The 15,190-nt window shown below is 62.2% G+C and carries 11 protein-coding genes and 4 pseudogenes; 7 read left to right on the forward strand and 8 right to left on the reverse strand.

From position 1 onward, the window contains the following. A pseudogene (locus EOC94_RS32280) lies at positions 1 to 393 on the reverse strand (cytochrome); the annotation flags it as partial. Between the two features lie 1,104 nt (positions 394 to 1,497). Between EOC94_RS32280 and EOC94_RS32285 the strand changes: the two are divergent. From EOC94_RS32285 to EOC94_RS32300, 4 genes are read left to right on the forward strand one after another with little or no spacing between them, the layout of a single operon-like run. Beyond that, positions 1,498 to 1,794, forward strand: a complete 297-nt coding sequence (locus tag EOC94_RS32285) for a DUF2604 domain-containing protein (RefSeq protein ID WP_127295610.1) — start codon at positions 1,498 to 1,500, stop codon at positions 1,792 to 1,794. After that, positions 1,787 to 2,404: a putative metal-binding protein gene (locus EOC94_RS32290; RefSeq protein ID WP_091595799.1), complete on the forward strand. Its 618-nt coding sequence runs from the start codon at positions 1,787 to 1,789 to the stop codon at positions 2,402 to 2,404. The genes EOC94_RS32285 and EOC94_RS32290 overlap by 8 nt, the downstream gene beginning before the upstream one ends. Next, positions 2,401 to 2,889 carry a Mov34/MPN/PAD-1 family protein gene (locus EOC94_RS32295; RefSeq protein ID WP_091595801.1) on the forward strand — a complete coding sequence of 163 codons (489 nt, stop codon included), beginning with the start codon at positions 2,401 to 2,403 and terminating at the stop codon, positions 2,887 to 2,889. The genes EOC94_RS32290 and EOC94_RS32295 overlap by 4 nt, the downstream gene beginning before the upstream one ends. A gap of 3 nt (positions 2,890 to 2,892) precedes the next feature. Further along, positions 2,893 to 4,452 (forward strand): E2 ligase fold family C protein, encoded by a 1,560-nt coding sequence (locus EOC94_RS32300; RefSeq protein ID WP_091595803.1) that lies wholly within the window; start codon positions 2,893 to 2,895, stop codon positions 4,450 to 4,452. 214 nt (positions 4,453 to 4,666) lie between these two features. Here the strand turns inward: EOC94_RS32300 and EOC94_RS32305 are convergent. From EOC94_RS32305 to EOC94_RS32335, 7 genes and pseudogenes are all read right to left on the reverse strand, one after another. Next, positions 4,667 to 7,136: pseudogene (locus tag EOC94_RS32305) on the reverse strand (S8 family peptidase). A gap of 17 nt (positions 7,137 to 7,153) precedes the next feature. Beyond that, positions 7,154 to 8,141 (reverse strand): annotated as a pseudogene (locus EOC94_RS32310) (ATP-binding protein). A gap of 356 nt (positions 8,142 to 8,497) precedes the next feature. Next, entirely contained in the window at positions 8,498 to 10,468 is a 1,971-nt protein-coding gene (gene rlxS, locus EOC94_RS32315) for a relaxase/mobilization nuclease RlxS (protein WP_127295612.1), read from the reverse strand. A 177-nt stretch (positions 10,469 to 10,645) separates the two neighbouring features. Then, entirely contained in the window at positions 10,646 to 11,329 is a 684-nt protein-coding gene (locus EOC94_RS32320; RefSeq protein WP_127295614.1) for a lytic transglycosylase domain-containing protein, read from the reverse strand. Then, entirely contained in the window at positions 11,317 to 11,865 is a 549-nt protein-coding gene (locus tag EOC94_RS32325) for a S26 family signal peptidase (RefSeq protein WP_029354919.1), read from the reverse strand. The genes EOC94_RS32320 and EOC94_RS32325 overlap by 13 nt, the downstream gene beginning before the upstream one ends. Further along, the gene (locus tag EOC94_RS32330) at positions 11,862 to 12,131 is read right to left on the reverse strand and encodes a helix-turn-helix domain-containing protein (protein WP_029354917.1); all 270 of its coding nucleotides are present in this window, start codon (positions 12,129 to 12,131) and stop codon (positions 11,862 to 11,864) included. The genes EOC94_RS32325 and EOC94_RS32330 overlap by 4 nt, the downstream gene beginning before the upstream one ends. Before the next feature lie 181 nt (positions 12,132 to 12,312). Then, positions 12,313 to 12,636 carry a DUF736 domain-containing protein gene (locus EOC94_RS32335; protein ID WP_008871905.1) on the reverse strand — a complete coding sequence of 108 codons (324 nt, stop codon included), beginning with the start codon at positions 12,634 to 12,636 and terminating at the stop codon, positions 12,313 to 12,315. Between the two features lie 763 nt (positions 12,637 to 13,399). Here EOC94_RS32335 and EOC94_RS32340 point away from each other — a divergent pair. From EOC94_RS32340 to groEL, 3 genes and pseudogenes are all read left to right on the forward strand, one after another. Next, positions 13,400 to 13,999 (forward strand): hypothetical protein, encoded by a 600-nt coding sequence (locus EOC94_RS32340; protein WP_127295616.1) that lies wholly within the window; start codon positions 13,400 to 13,402, stop codon positions 13,997 to 13,999. Positions 14,000 to 14,062: 63 nt separating this feature from the next. Then, a pseudogene (gene groES, locus EOC94_RS32345) lies at positions 14,063 to 14,356 on the forward strand (co-chaperone GroES); the annotation flags it as partial. Between the two features lie 65 nt (positions 14,357 to 14,421). Further along, on the forward strand, positions 14,422 to 15,190 hold a 769-nt coding region (groEL, locus tag EOC94_RS32350; RefSeq protein WP_127295618.1), incomplete at its 3' end, for a chaperonin GroEL.

Below are 15,190 nucleotides of genomic sequence, written 5' to 3' on the forward strand. Positions count from 1 at the left end.
GGCTGGGGCTGGGCCGCCAGGGTCTCGAACAACTGCCCGGCGATCGCCTCGACCTGCTGCGCGAGCAGCTTTACCCTTGGGTTGCTGAAGGCCGGTGCCACGATCGTGCGTAACCGGGCATGCTCGCTCCCCTCGTGTGAAACCAGCCACCCCGGCGAACCGAGGATCACCGAATCCGGTGAAAGCCGCCGGCGGCATTCCCGCGGGCCGGAACGCCGCGTCGGACAGCACCGCCTTGGCCTCGTCGTAGCCTGTCACCCACCAGCCTTCGTGCCCGGACGGGAAGCGCACGCGGTGGATCGGACCGTTGGCGCGTAACGCCAACATCTCGGGCGAGGGCTCGATATGATCTACGCGCCACATCGGCAGCGTCGGCAGCGGTTGTTCGGACATCGTGGCACTTCACTTTCTAACCGATGGAAGGGCAATCCGTGTTGCTAGCATCTCAATTGCAAAGGCCGCGCCAAATCTCACTGGGCAGTAAACGCATGGCTCTCCCCGAAAACCTCCACGATCCCGGCATGTCGACTATGCGGAACCCGACATGTCGGCTTTTGCCAGTGTCAGCTTTCGTTCACGCATGACGCGTTTCGCGCGCCGCCCACCCAAGCCCGTGAGCACGCTCGGCAAGGGCGCCCCAGGCGGCTTGCAGACCATCAGGCCGCATCTCCGCGCCATAACGGCGATCGCGAAGTTATCGATCCGATTGCCAGTTGCTGATGCAAGCTCTTGTGAACGGCCGTTTGGAGCCGGCCCGCAGCCCCGCCGGCAGTATCGAGCAAGCCGCTTGCGCCGGCTCGCCATTAGCAGGCGAGGACGAAGGTCGCCGGCGGCAAACGCACGCGAGCACATTGCAAGCGACATCCGCGAACGCGGCGCCGACTGGTCAGCCTCCGCCTCGGTGCCCGCATATGTCCGCGAGTCGAGCAGCGCCTGCGCCACGAAATGAGCAGAACGCGTTACGAACATCGACCGCCGGCTGCTGCGCATGCGCGATGATGAGGCCTGGTCTCGCAGCGGCATGCGTTCCGAGAGATGCTGCACCAGGTACGAGGCGACCTTATCCAACAAGGCACCACTTGCGCTGTTTTGTGGAGACGAGCGTCGGCATGCATCCATGCGGGTGCTTGAGTGGTGAAGACTCTGAACGACGGTTCCTATGGCGCTGCCGGCGCAATCAGCTGCTTGGGGACGCGTGACGCAGATCAAAGCTCCCCTTGCCGAGCACGGAGCAGGCGAGTGAGAGAGCAGATGAATAGGCGTGTCGCCAATATTTTCGCATTGCTCTAATCGATTATAGTTGTGAGGAGCAATTTGAGACCATTTACTTGCGGCTCAAGTCACCCATAAAAGAAGGCAAGCACCGATTCGGTAGCTTATCCCCTGTCTTTCGCGTACTCGCGGCCGTGGCGCCGGGTGAACGATTGAAGACCGCCGGTCTCACTCGCAGGTGGGTGCCAGGGCGTGGGGCGGTTGGCAAGCCACAGGAGTAGGACAATGTCGAAGGATTCGGGTAAGGGCGATAATCACGGCGGCCGACCGGGCAAGATCGAGATCACGGTGGTGGTGAACGGCCAGCCCACGCAGGTCGAAGCCAATCCCAACCAGCCGCTTCACGTCATTCGTACCAAAGCCCTTGAGAACACGCAGAATGTCGCCCAACCAGCCGAGAATTGGGAATTCAAGGATGAGGCCGGCAACTTGCTCGACGTCGACAAGAAGCTTGGCGATTTCGGTTTCCCGAATACTGTGACCCTGTTCCTCAGCCTGAAGGCGGGCGTCGCAGGTGCCTAAACCCCAAAGTGTGGATCCGGAGGTCTCCCGAGCGAAGTTTGATCGGGAGATCGGCCGGTTCCGGCCATATGCTGATGTCTATCGGGCTCAGGGCTGCTTCTTGATCGAGGCGACTTTTCCGCGCGCTTTCTTCATTTTCGCCAGCCCCAAGTTAAAGCCACGGGTGGTCAGCGCAGCGAGCGAGGTCGACTTCACCGACTACGACTTAAGACCACCGTCCGTGGTCTTCGTCGATCCGTTTACGCGTGATCCGATTGCCCGGAAAGATCTATACCTGAAAATGCTTAGACGTCCGCCGCTGCCCGGAACGCCGCCGGAGATGATAGGAGCTCTCATCCAGCAGAACGCCGTGCCGCTGACGGACTTCATCCAGGCCAACAGTCCCGAGGACGAACCATTCCTGTGCATGGCGGGCGTCCGGGAATACCACGACAATCCAGCCCATTCAGGTGATCCATGGCTACTTCATCGGGGTTCTGGCGAAGGCTGTTTGGCCTTCATCCTGGACAAGATCATCAAGTACGGAATCGTTCCTATAGAGCAGTTGCAGATTCAACTCCAACCGACAATCGTAGGAATGGTGGTATCCCCTCAGGCGATACAAGAATGACTGGTTTGAGAGATGTAACGATCGTGACTCTCCCGCGCGGCTGCATCTCGACCACGCATGGGCATCTGCGCTCAGTTGGTCGCGAGGGCAATGAGGGGATGGCACTTTGGGTCGGCGTTCAGGAAGACCGGCACTTTGCCGTAACAGAGACGGTTATCCCGGCGCAGCGTCACATTCGAACAAACGATGGCGTTTGCGTGATCGTTGCGGCCGAAGAACTGCACCGGCTCAATGTCTGGCTCTACAAAAGCGGCCTGAAACTCTTGGCCCAGATTCACAGCCATCCGGGCCGCGCCTACCATTCGACGACGGACGACGCTTATGCGGTTGCTACCACGGTTGGGTGTCTGTCGCTGGTGGTGCCGAATTTCGCCCGCGAGCCTTTCGATTTTGCTCGGGTCGCCGCCTATCGGCTTGACGAAAAGGCCAAATGGAATGCGCTCCCTCCCGCGGCACTGTCGCGAATGATCATGATATCGAGTTGAACAATGGCATTCGCTAACTTCATCGATCGCGCCGCCACGGCGGCATCTCAGGTCCTGGCCGATTTTCATCTGGGAGACTTCAAAGCAGCTCTTGAAAAGCAGGTCGTGGCAGTCGCCTTCGACCATCAGGCCGCTTCCTGCGCCGAAGGCCAGGCGACATTAGATCTTGCGGTGAGATTGCTCGCTAGGCTCTACCCGGTTCTGGCGATACTCCCGCTGGACAGCGCGGCGAGCTCTCAAGCCCAAGCGCTGGAGCGCTTGGCAAAGTCGATCAATCCAAAAGTCGGCATCCGGCGTTCCGGCAAGTCTGCCACCGTCTGCGTCGTTGCAGGGGTAACGCGCCCATCACTCCGGTGCCCGATCTTTTTCGTGGGATCGGACGGTTGGGCGGCAAAGCTGTCGCGTACGGACCCGGTGGGCTCTGGCCCAAGTCTGCTGCCTTATGGAGCTGGCGCCGCCAGTTGCTTCGGCGCCGCCAACGTCTTTCGAACTATCTTCGCCGCCCAGTTGACCGGCGCCGAGTTGGACGAAACCATCGACCTCTCGCTATGCAGCTACGACAAGACCAAAGCCGGGGAGGCTGGCCCGATCGACTTTCCAGTCGACCTTGGCGAAACCCACCTCGTTGGGCTCGGTGCGATAGGCCATGGCTCGCTTTGGGCGCTAGCGAGACAACCCGATCTCAAGGGTCGTCTGCATGTAATCGATCACGAAGCGATCGAACTCTCAAACCTGCAGCGCTACGCATTGGCCGGCCAGGCGGAGATTGGTATGTCCAAGGCGGTTCTTGCAGCCACCGCCCTTAGATCGACTGCCCTTGAGGTCGAGGCGCACCCTCTGACGTGGGCAGAATATGTTGCGCGCCGGGGCAATTGGGTCTTCGACCAAGTGGGTGTGGCGCTTGACACCGCCGCCGACCGTCTGGCTGTCCAAGGTGCACTGCCGCGATGGATCGCAAACGCTTGGACGCAGGAGCACGATCTCGGTATCTCCCGGCATGGTTTCGATGACGGCCAGGCTTGCCTTTGTTGCATGTACCTGCCATCCGGAAAATCCAAGGACGAGCACCAGCTGATTGCCGAGGAACTCGGAATACCGGAAGCACACGAGCAGGTGAAAACGCTCCTGCAGACCAATGCCGGAGTTCCCAACGACTTTGTAGTTCGCGTGGCTACAGCGATGGCTGTGCCGTTTGAACCGCTAGCCCCGTTTGTCGGCCAGCCCCTGCGCTCCTTTTATCAGCAGGCTATCTGCGGCGGTCTGGTGTTCCAGCTTAGCGAAGGAAGTCGCCGCGTTCGAACTGTCGTTCCGATGGCCTTTCAGTCGGTGCTTGCCGGGATTATGCTTGCCGCGGATTTGGTCAAACATAGTGCGGGGTTTCCCATGAGCCCGACGACGAGCACTCGGGTGAATCTTCTGCGCCCCCTTGGCTCTCACTTGCACGATCCGAAGGCCAAGGACTCCAGCGGCCGCTGCATCTGTAGCGACGACGATTTCATTGCCGCTTACAGGCGCAAATACGGCGAGCCCGTTGATCAGGTAAGCGATGTCTCGGCCGCCTAAGCAGACGCGCACCTCTCCGTGGACGCAGGGGGCGCGGCTTGTGGGCGTGACCATGGGCGCCATTATGACACGCTTGGCCCGCTCCTTTGCCCGCCTATCGTCCTCCGCGCATGATCCCTGACACCTCCTTGCCGACGTGATGATCCAGCACCAGCCGCCATGGCACCAGAGGCTGGTCAAACCTCCGTTGTTGGCCGGTTTGGACAGTGCTGCATCAGGTCTCGACCGACGTCTCGACAGTCAGGGCTGCTTCGACGGGTGTGAAGATGTCAACATCGACCCCAGGCGCCCGAATCGTCACAATCAGGGCGTACCGAGCCAGAGCGTCGACGCGTTCCAGGTAAGGCTTCTCCTTCCACCAGCCCCCGACCGGGAACACGCCGATCGCGTCACGCTCGGCGAGATCGGCGGCGCTGCCCGACCAGAAATCGGCGTGCAACGAGCCGCGATCGCGGAAGGTGCCGAGCAGCCACTCTTCTCCGCCTCCAGCAGGCGCCCCTTCCTCCTCGTCCCGAGCGGCCTGATTGATGCGGGCTCGGAATTCGTCGACTGTCTCGGTCGCTGACTTTACTCTGAACCGAAGACCATGGGACGCGTAACGATGCCGGCGGGTCCATCCGCGTTCACCGGGGTTGGGTTCGATGAAATAGGACAGCGTGACGCGGAGCTCGACCTGGGCAGCGCCGAGCGCCGCGAGCTGCTCCTTCGGCCAAGGCAGGCGATGCAGCTTTCATGTCACGCGTTTTGGCAGCCGCGCCGCCCTCGCGCTGGAAAGGCTGAAGCTCATCTTCAACGATAAGCGTGAGGTCGTTCACCGTTGACAGAAGCGCGCGCCCAAGATCTGGCACGCCATAACCATAGCGCCGCACGAGCGCCTGGATCTCGCCCTTCGCTCCGTTGCACGCATCGATGCGTGCGCGCATCGCCGGAGTCCATTCGGCCGAGTGGACGATCAGGGCGCGAACCGTTTCAGGCCACAGCTCGGGGCGCGCTGATAGAATTAGTCCCGCCATCCGTGCGGCATGGGCCGTTGCCGCGCTCGTATCTCCGAGGGTGGTGAAGTGGCGCAGTTCGGGTCGATAGAAAGTGGTCAATATCTGCAGATCGTCGATCGGCTCGCCAGGCAACACACCGTCATGGGCGAGATTGCCGCCTTCGAAGACGACCTCGGGCTTCACCGGCCACTGCCTGTCCCAAACGACCGAAGTGCGACTGCGCGGCGAGAGCTCGCCGACCGGCGCGATCGGAGCGTAGCCCGCAAAGTCGGTGTCAATGATATCGACCTTTTCTGTGAAAGCGCCGACCGTCAGCGCATTCCAGGCCTGAGAAGGATCATCGACTGCTTCCAGATCGTTGCGCGTCAAATGCTCGGCCGGCATGAGGTCATCGCCGATGTTGCCGGCAGAGAGAACGATCAAGCGTCGCTGTTCCTCTTCGAAACAGAGTTGGTCGATAGCGGCAGACCACGATGTGGGCCTTCCACGCGCCGGACTGGCGCTTGTCACAGCCATTGCGATCGCGCGGCGGCGCTCCGGCGCCTGCACCTCGGCGCGGGCGATCGCTTCCGCGGTGATCGCGCCATAGAGTTCTGGATCGTTTGCCTCGTCTTCTGGCGGAAGGATACGAACACTCTCCAGCCGAAAGGGCAATGGAACTGGATCGCCTCCGACCAGGAGCGGGACCAGATCACCGTACAGGCCGACACCTGCCATTCGCGTCCCGTGGCCGCTCCACGCAGGTGTGTCGTCGCTGCCCCATGCCGGTTTGACGGTGTGCCAGTCTTCAACGGCAAGTGCGGGTTCGATCAACGGGTGGGTGCGACGCACGCCGCTGTCGAGAATGCAGACCGCAATATCGGTTTGAGGTGGTCTGACGCGCCCGAGAAGCTCGTCGCTCCAGTCCCTTTGCTCCGCGCCGCCAAGGCCCATGAAGAAGGACGGCGTATCCTTCGCGCGCCGCAGCTCGGCGACGACATCGCTGTGCGCAATCATGCGGTCGAGCATTGCCGTGCTGGCGAGTGCCAGCATGACCACCCGCTCCGGAAACCTGACCGCATGCGTGCGCAAAGTGATGTTCAGGGCTTCGGCAATGTGCTCGAAGTTCTCGCGGCGACCGTCGCGCAGCCAGACTTCCCACCACACCTGCTCGTCAGCGGCCTGGGGGAAGAGGTCGTCGTGGTCGGTAAACAACGATCGTGCAGTCGCCAGCCTGACTGTCTCCATGCGGGAGACGAGCGGCTCGTTGCGCGGTCTGCCGCGGTCAGTGTCAACGTCTCGATACGCCTCGACTTTCCGCAAATAATAGGCTTGCGCGCTTTGCGGCAGGAACACCGACGCTGTGATGGGAGCACCGGGTTGAGTTGGCTCATGGACGGCGACCAGCTCCATGTGCTGGCGACGATCGGCCAACTGGTCGAGGGCCGCCCGTCCGGACATGGGCAGATCGATCTCGAGATAAAAGCCAGGCGTGCCGACCGACAGCTGGGGGTCACGCGCCGCAATCTGCTGGCGTGCACTTTCGACCGCTTGTTCGATGGATTGCGTCAAGGCCGCAGCATGCGACGCCCGATCACGCGCCGGCAGCGGCGGTGCATGTATAAGTTGGTTGGGCCGCCGATAGGCTTCCCGAATGCCGTTGTTGCGAAGGTGGATATGGGCGCGGTCGCGCGGAAAATCGTCTGCCATTATGATCTGTGCTGTCGCTACTCAGACAGCGAAGCCTGCCGGCGTTCCTTCAGAGCGTCGATGAGCGCTTCCGAGGTGATCCGCTTCCCCCCCCCGCAATATGATGGTTTTTGCAGCGTCGTCGGCCGCGCGGGTGATCTCGGCCTGCGACAGTCTCTCTGCCTGAGAGATCGCCTCGTTCCAGGCAAGCCCTCTGGTGTCGAAGCGGTCGAGTCGAGCCCGAAGCAGCGCCTCGATAATCGGCCGATCGGGCACGGCGTATTCGATGACATCGTCGAAACGGCGGAACAAAGCTCTGTCGAGCAGCTCGGGATGATTTGTTGCCGCAATAATCAGGCTGTGGCTGTCGTCTTGCTCGAGAAACTGCAGAAACGAATTCAGCACGCGCCGAATCTCGCCAACATCCTGGCGTTCGCCTCGACGCGCGCCGATGGCATCGAATTCGTCAAAGAAGTAGACGCCCCGCGTCGCCTGCATTGCATCAAAAACAAGCCGCAGCTTTCCGGCAGTCTCTCCCATGAACTTGGTGATCAAACCATCGAGGACGATCGTGAAAAGGGGCAGATGAAGCTCCCCGGCCAATGCCGATGCGGTCATCGTCTTGCCTGATCCTGGCGGGCCGACCAGAAGCAGTTTGCGACGGGGAACAAGCCCGTGCTCGCGCAAGCTTGCTTGTTGGCGCTGCTCTCCCAGCACGCGGTGCAGGCGCGAGCGCAGACTGTCCGGCAAAATCATGTCGGTCAGTCGCAGGTCCGGATAGCGCACATGCAGGAGCCCTGCGAGCTCGCCCTTTGGCTGAAAAAGGGGAACCGGCCGACTGCTCTTGGCAATCCGGGCGTCCCTGCTCTTGGCTGCGTCGACCAGATCCTTGAGCTCCTGAGCAAGCTTGCCATGGCCTTGACGTGCCTCATGCGCAGCAAGCTGCATCGCGATAGAGAGGAAACGATCCTCGTCGCCGGCAATGTGGCTTTTAAGCAGCGTCACGATATGGCGGGCCGTGGTCATGGCTCTCTTCTGGGGTATCCGTTTACTTGGCGAAGCGCATGCAACCTAAACGCTTTCAACGGCGATTTGTATCGCGCAATGGTGTTTTTTCTCTTGTCGATGTTCGCCCGTGGCAACTTCAGCGGTGAACTGTTGCGCCGCGGTCATAGGCCAGCCGGAATAACGCCGGCCAGCAGACAACAGTCCGCATCTTCGAGCGCTCGAAGTCTGGCCACTCACGCAGCGTGTCGGGTCCGAACGCTCCAAAGCCGCCCCGCCTGGCAGGTCCATGCGACCGATTGCGGGCGTGCGGCCATAAGGTCTACGCGGGCTCGCATGGCTGCCCGCGCCGCTGGCTAAAAAAGCTGTACACCATCTCACGAAACACCAGGTCCGCTCCTTTGCCGGCCGACGGTCCATGAAATCCCCTCCCCACTCACGACACCGGAGACCTCCTTGCCCACATGGCGCTCAAGCACCGGCCGCCATGGCACCAGCGTGAACTCGCGCGACTTCTCAACGACGGCATATTTTCCGCTGGCAAGCTCGACGGAGCGGCGGAGCGTACCCTCTACTCGTCCTCCGGATCGCGCTTCGGCATAGGGCAGGCCAAGTTCCTCCGACAGTTGGCCAGCAACACGGTTCAGTTCTCGCTGGCGCAGGATCGAAAGCATGTTGGCTCGATAGACGATCCGATCCTGTTCTTCATGCGCGAGGCCTTGCGCGATCAGCCACTCCCGCCGGCGAGCTTGCGCCTCTCTCACGTCGCAGCCGAAGCCGGATCCGTGCAAAGGCTCGGGTCTATCGGCAACCAGCTCCCGGTCGAGCCAGGTGGCGCCGTTGAAGCTGACCTGTCGCTCCAGCGCCATTGAGGAGAGCTTGTCGACAACGACAGGCTCGGCCCTGGCCCGCTGGCCCTCATAATTCGCGACGCGATCGAGATGGTCCGGCGCGATGAGCCAGGTGCCGTTCGGCTCTCGCTCAACGCCGCCGGTCGCGCGGCGGATCGCCTCCAGCCGCCGCACATGCGTTCGCGCAAAGCTCTCGGTGGCGGATGGGTCATGCTTCAGGTGGATATCGACGTCGTAACGGCCGCCATGCGCGGCGGCGATTTCGGCGATGGTACGATCGACCTGCCTCGGCTCGGTGTTCCTTGGCGCGACACGCACGATGCAGCCATTAGGCATCGTTTCCATCGCCTCGCCTCTACCGATGTCGATCCAATGGCTCTTACCGTCGACGGCGTCGACGATCATGTAGTGGCGGTCATTGATCTCGTCGGCCAGTCCACGCGCGACAACGCGACCGACGAGAGACTGGACGGGCTCGCCGGCTCGATCGTGGATCACCCAGTCGGCGGCACTGCGGGCAGCCCCCTTGCCGGCCAGTTCGCGGTGCATGGTCTTGATGATGTCGCCGCGTTCGCCGGTGCGGCGCAGCGTGGCTTCGAGCTCATCGTGGAGGCGCCAGGAGCCAGCGCCGACCTCCGCGGCCAGACCCATCCGCTCGAGCTTGCGCAGCCGTCCCTGGTGCAGCGTCTTGCGAATGGCGTCGGGACCGCCCGGCGAGACCAGCCCGTCATCATCACGCATGCTGAGCAGCCGACGGTCGATGCTGGTGAAGCGTTCCTGCTCCATTTCCCGGCGCAGGCGAAGCTCAATCTCGCGGTCGGTTCGCTGACCGAGATCGAGGCTGACCAGCTCGGCCGCCCGCTCGCGGATGCCAGATGAGATATATTCGCGCGCGATGACCAGGTTCTCGCCACGGTCGTCCCTGCCTCGGACGATGATGTGGCTGTGCGGGTGGCCGGTGTTGAAATGATCAACCGCGACCCAGTCGAGCTTCGTGCCGAGGTCTTCCTGCATCTGCGCCATGAGCCGCCGCGTCAGCGGCTTCAGGTCTTCATACTCGATGCCGTCTTCGGCAGCGACGATGAAGCGGAATTGGTGGCGGTCGCCGTCCGCGCGATCGATGAACGCCTTGCCGTCGACGCGGTCGCTGTCGGCGCCGTAGAGCTCGCCAGGCGCACCTTCTCGGGTGACGCCGTCGCGCTGAAGATAGCGTAGATGGGCACGCGCCCCGTCCGCGCCCTTGCCGGCGAGCTTGACGATCCGCGCCTTGACGATCACCCGGCGCTGGCGGAAGGCGGCATACCGGTCGCGCGATTTCAGCAGCGCCGCAGCCGCCCCGCCGCGCCCTGTCCGGCTGCCCGTGAAGCGACCCCCGGGCTGGGGCTGGCCGCCGGCTCGGTTGACGGCTGCCCGGACTTGACCGGCATAGCGTTTGCCTGCCTTCGAGCCGCGCGACCCGATTTTGCCGAGCTTCGGCCTGAACTCGTCATCTGCCATGCGACCTCCCAGACATATCAAGCAAAATCAGACACTTACACGTCCAACCCTCTTGGCACCGGCGGCAGCCTCCTGGAAAAACGATGTGCAGACAAAGATTTAACCGCCTCCTGGAGGCGGTACCTTTATCTTGCCTTACGCGCCCTGCCCTCCAGACGCGCCCCCGTCCGCCCATGGCTAACGCACCAGCTCCCTCGGCTGCGCGCCGTCCTTGCCGAGCGGCACGAAGAGATCGCCGTTTCGCACGCCGGCGTGAACACCGTCATGGATGAAGAACAGCGACCGTCCGAGAGGAGCGATTTGCGCCTTTGGAGCGACAGATTGGCTTTCGAACGTCTCGATGTCGGCCGCCGAAACTCCGGCCGCCTTGAGTTGGTCGAGGTACTCGACGGTCTCTTCTGGCAGCGGTTTGCCACGCTTCAAATGCTCGTCGTAGCGCTCGGGACCGGCATTGTAGGCGCCAAACAGGCCAGGAAATCCGAAGCGGTCATACATGGCGCTGAGATAGGCCGTGCCGGCCAGGATATTGTCGCGCGGATCGTGCGGGTTAGGCCCAAGGCCGTGTTCGACCCGCATCTCCTCATAGGTGCCGGGCATCACCTGCATGAGGCCCATGGCGCCGGCGCGGGAGGTGATGGGGCGGCCGTCGCGCATCGTCTTGCCGCCGCTTTCGGCAGCCATGACGGCATAGATCCAGGCTTGGGGAATATGGAAGCGCCGGCTTGCTTCCGATACCAACGTCTGCCACTTTCGCAGCTGCGGACTTTGGGAGATGGCGACCGGCTCAGCGCCGGTCGAGGCGGAACAGGCGCATGGCGCAATGGCGATCATGCCCAACAAGAGGAGGGTCACTCGGTCCATAGCGGTACGAGCCTCCCGATGACATTTTGAGTGGGAACAGGCCCGAAATAGCGGCTGTCGAAGGAGCGGTTTTTGTCGCTGCCGAGCAGGAAAACCTCGTTATCCCCGAGCGCTCGGCAGCCGTTCCACCATGGCAAAGGTCGGCCTTCGGCGTCGATTTTGAGCCGGCGCGCGACGATGTCGCCGCCGATGATGATGGCGTCATTGAAGGCGCAGACATTATCGTCCGGCAGCGCTGCAAGACGTTTTGCCAGCGGCACATTGCGAGGCAGATAGCTGCGCTCGGCGGCGAGATACGCCGCGTATTCAGGCGGGCGCACGAGCACGAGATCGCCACGCGCCAGCGCTCCCGCAGCGATGCGGTAAAGGCCGATCGGCGCGCTGGCCGAGGCGTTCCAGACCAGCCAAGGGGTGGGCTTTCCCAGCGCCGTGAAGCCCAAAAGACCGAGACCGGCCGCGGCCAAGGCGACCGTCTTACGGGCTCGAACACGCCTCAGGCGGCTGCCGATCAGATGGATGGAAGGGCGCCGCCTCATGAACGGCCTCCCGTGCCGCCCTGGCCGGAACCGGCCTTGCCATCGCCGGCGGTGGAGTGCTGCGGGTGTCCTTTCGACCAATGGTCGAGTTCGTCGATGTGATAGCGGACATAGCGGCCGTGCTTGCGGAATTTCGGGCCGCCGCCCTTGAGCCGCATCTTTTCGAGCGTGCGCTGGGAGAGCCCGATATAGAAGGCGGCTTGGGCTGTGCTGAGAAACGGGCTGCCCTTTTTCGCGCGGGCCGCGCGTTCGTTTTCGTCGTCCATGATGATCCTCGTTTCGCTTCGGACAAGCGAGGGGGAGGATGGGCGAGGGAGATCGTCTCGGGGACGGGCGAAGAGTCGGGGGAGAGTTTTCGCCGCCCTTTTAGGGCGGACGGGGTTTGGGTGGAACTCCTGGGAATGAGCCCCACGCCGGGGCTGCGGCGCGAGGCTCTATCTCGGCCGATCAGTCGGCCGGGTTCCAGATGATGGCGTAGGTGTCGTCATCGTCCTGGCCGGCGGCGCGGCCGAGATTGGCGTAGAGCTTGCGCGGTCCGAACTCCGGCGCTGCAATCGACAGGCTCACATAATCCTTGCCGGAAGTCTCGCCGGTGCGGATCCAGCCGGCGCCAACTTCGACCCCTTGCGTAAGCACCCGGAAGTCGGGATGGTTATCGGCGCTCTTGGCCTGGTTGGGGACGATATCGATGTCGGCGCGGACGCTGAGCGTCTTGAGCTGGCCCTTGTAGGCGCCGTTTTCCTGCTTGTTGACGTAACCGATCGCGGTCATTTCGAAGTCTCCTTTTTTGCTTTCGCCGGGGACCATCCCCTGCGATGGCGCACCGTAATGGGCGCGTCAGGACCGCCTGAACCCGACAGGGCCGCAGCGACAGCGAAGGACCCGAGCGGGCAGCTTTTTTGTGAGCGAAGCGGCGCGAGGAAGCCGCCGCAGGCGGCGGGGAAAAAAGCTGATGGCGAGGGTTTCGGGCGGCCGGACCCGCCCATAGGTCGACAAGCCAGCCGCAGGGATGGTCCTTGGAGAGAGCATGGAGACCGCTCGCCAAGTGCGGTCTGTCAGCCAAGCAGGACGCCGGGAATGAAACGGCCTGCAAAGATGCTGCGCCCTTATGCCGGATCGAGATCGTGCCAGCGGGTCGGGCGCCAGAGCAGACATCCGGCATGGTGCGATCGATGAAAGCAGGGCTCGCCAGCGGGAATCTGATACGCGAAGGGGCCAAAGCAAGGCTGGATGAGAAGCCGGTGCTACCTGCAGGTCCAGTGTCAGGCGGCGGCGCTCGGGAAGCCGCTACGCAACGTGACGCGCTCTTATGAGACGAACAGACCGGCCCCTAATCGATCGACCGGTGGGCGGCGCGAAACGCGTCATGCCTGTCCGAAAGCTGACAGTGGCAGAAGACGCATGTCGGGTTCCGCACAATCGACCATGCTGGATTTGTGGAGGTTTTCAGGGAGAGCCATGCGTTCACTACCCAGTGAGCTTTGGCACGGCGTTTGCACTTGAGATGTGGCAACACGGATCGAAGGTTGACTGCATGCACAAGCGCGAGATGAGCAATGCTCTCCTTTCCTGGAGGCTTGGCAGCAGATTCGATTGTGACGTTGCGAGGAGCTTCAGCCGCATCGCGGCGGAAGTGATCTCAAATCTGGAAGGCACCGTTGGGGCCGCAGCCATCAAACACATCTTTCTCTTTTTCGCAGCGCTCGTCTTCAGCGCGATGCGGACTTCTTCGCGTCGACGGCGGCCGAAGGTGGAGAAGGGCTCGACTTGCAAAAAGGAGTTGTCAATGACGTCTTACGTTCGCACCAACAGCCCGGCGCAGGTGCGCTCACTCTCCACCTTTGGCAAGCATCTGCAAAGGAGCGTGCTGACGGCGGCGCTGCTTGCCGCGGCTTCGACGGGAAGTGAAGCGCAGCCCTATGTTCGTGCTGACGGCAGCACGACTGGCGACTTGGAAGCGGCGCGCGCAAGTTGGCGTCATGACGCCGAATTCAACGGAAATGTGGGGCTCGGAGCCATCAACGCGGATGCCGCGTATGCGTTGGGCTTCACCGGGAAGGGGGCCAGAGCTCCTCGCCTGCCCTCGTCCGTCTTGACGAGTGCCCGCTTACAGCCTACCTCACTATCGCGTTAGCACTCGTCCATCGCGAGTGCTAACAAAAACCCCTCAACATCCGCACCAGGGAAAAATCCGAAAATGGCAAAGTCGAAGTTCCGCCCGCTTCATGACCGCGTGGTCGTACGCCGGGTTGAATCCGAATCCAAGACCGCTGGCGGGATCATCATCCCCGATACGGCAAAGGAAAAGCCGCAGGAAGGCGAGATCATCGCCGTCGGCTCCGGCGCCCGCGACGAAGCTGGCAAGCTCGTCCCACTGGACGTCAAGGCCGGCGACCGCATCCTGTTCGGCAAGTGGTCGGGCACCGAAGTCAAGCTCAATGGCGAAGACCTTCTGATCATGAAGGAATCCGACATCATGGGCATCATCGGCTCATATCAGGCCTCACCGTCACTTAAATCTTCGGGCTCAATTCAAGCCCCTGCCAGGAGCTAAAAATGGCTGCCAAAGACGTAAAATTTTCCCGTGATGCCCGTGAGCGCATGCTGCGCGGCGTCAACATCCTCGCCGACGCAGTGAAGGTCACGCTCGGCCCCAAGGGCCGCAACGTCGTCATCGACAAGTCGTTCGGCGCACCGCGCATCACCAAGGACGGCGTCACCGTCGCCAAGGAAATCGAGCTTGAAGACAAGTTCGAGAACATGGGCGCACAGATGGTCCGCGAAGTTGCTTCGAAGACCAACGACATCGCCGGCGACGGCACCACGACCGCGACCGTTCTGGCGCAGTCGATCGTCCAGGAAGGCCACAAGGCGGTTGCCGCCGGCATGAACCCGATGGACCTGAAGCGCGGCATCGACCTCGCGGTAACCGACGTCGTTGCGACGCTGATCAAGAACGCCAAGAAGATCAAGACCTCGGAAGAGGTTGCCCAGGTCGGCACCATCGCCGGCAACGGCGATGCTTCGGTCGGCTCGATGATCGCCGAAGCGATGCAGAAGGTCGGCAACGAGGGCGTCATCACGGTCGAGGAAGCCAAGACTGCCGAGACGGAACTCGAAGTCGTCGAAGGCATGCAGTTCGACCGCGGCTATCTCTCGCCCTACTTCGTCACCAACGCCGACAAGATGGTTGCGGATCTGGAAGACGCTTACATCCTTCTCCACGAGAAGAAGCTCTCCAACCTGCAGGCCATGCTGCCGATCCTCGAGGCTGTCGTGCAGACCTCGAAGCCGCTGGTCATCATCTCGGAAGACGTCGAAGGCG

It is taken from the genome of Mesorhizobium sp. M6A.T.Ce.TU.016.01.1.1, assembly GCF_003997065.1.
GTDB classification, from domain to species: domain Bacteria; phylum Pseudomonadota; class Alphaproteobacteria; order Rhizobiales; family Rhizobiaceae; genus Mesorhizobium; species Mesorhizobium mediterraneum.

Bases quoted from the DNA above. Each gene is read 5' to 3' on its own strand.
- EOC94_RS32285 (WP_127295610.1), top strand. From the start codon at position 1,498: ATGTCGAAGGATTCGGGTAAGGGCGATAATCACGGCGGCCGACCGGGC.
- EOC94_RS32295 (WP_091595801.1), top strand. From the start codon at position 2,401: ATGACTGGTTTGAGAGATGTAACGATCGTGACTCTCCCGCGCGGCTGC.
- EOC94_RS32300 (WP_091595803.1), top strand. From the start codon at position 2,893: ATGGCATTCGCTAACTTCATCGATCGCGCCGCCACGGCGGCATCTCAG.
- rlxS (WP_127295612.1), bottom strand. From the start codon at position 10,468: ATGGCAGATGACGAGTTCAGGCCGAAGCTCGGCAAAATCGGGTCGCGC.
- EOC94_RS32320 (WP_127295614.1), bottom strand. From the start codon at position 11,329: ATGGACCGAGTGACCCTCCTCTTGTTGGGCATGATCGCCATTGCGCCA.
- EOC94_RS32325 (WP_029354919.1), bottom strand. From the start codon at position 11,865: ATGAGGCGGCGCCCTTCCATCCATCTGATCGGCAGCCGCCTGAGGCGT.
- EOC94_RS32330 (WP_029354917.1), bottom strand. From the start codon at position 12,131: ATGGACGACGAAAACGAACGCGCGGCCCGCGCGAAAAAGGGCAGCCCG.
- EOC94_RS32335 (WP_008871905.1), bottom strand. From the start codon at position 12,636: ATGACCGCGATCGGTTACGTCAACAAGCAGGAAAACGGCGCCTACAAG.
- EOC94_RS32340 (WP_127295616.1), top strand. From the start codon at position 13,400: ATGCACAAGCGCGAGATGAGCAATGCTCTCCTTTCCTGGAGGCTTGGC.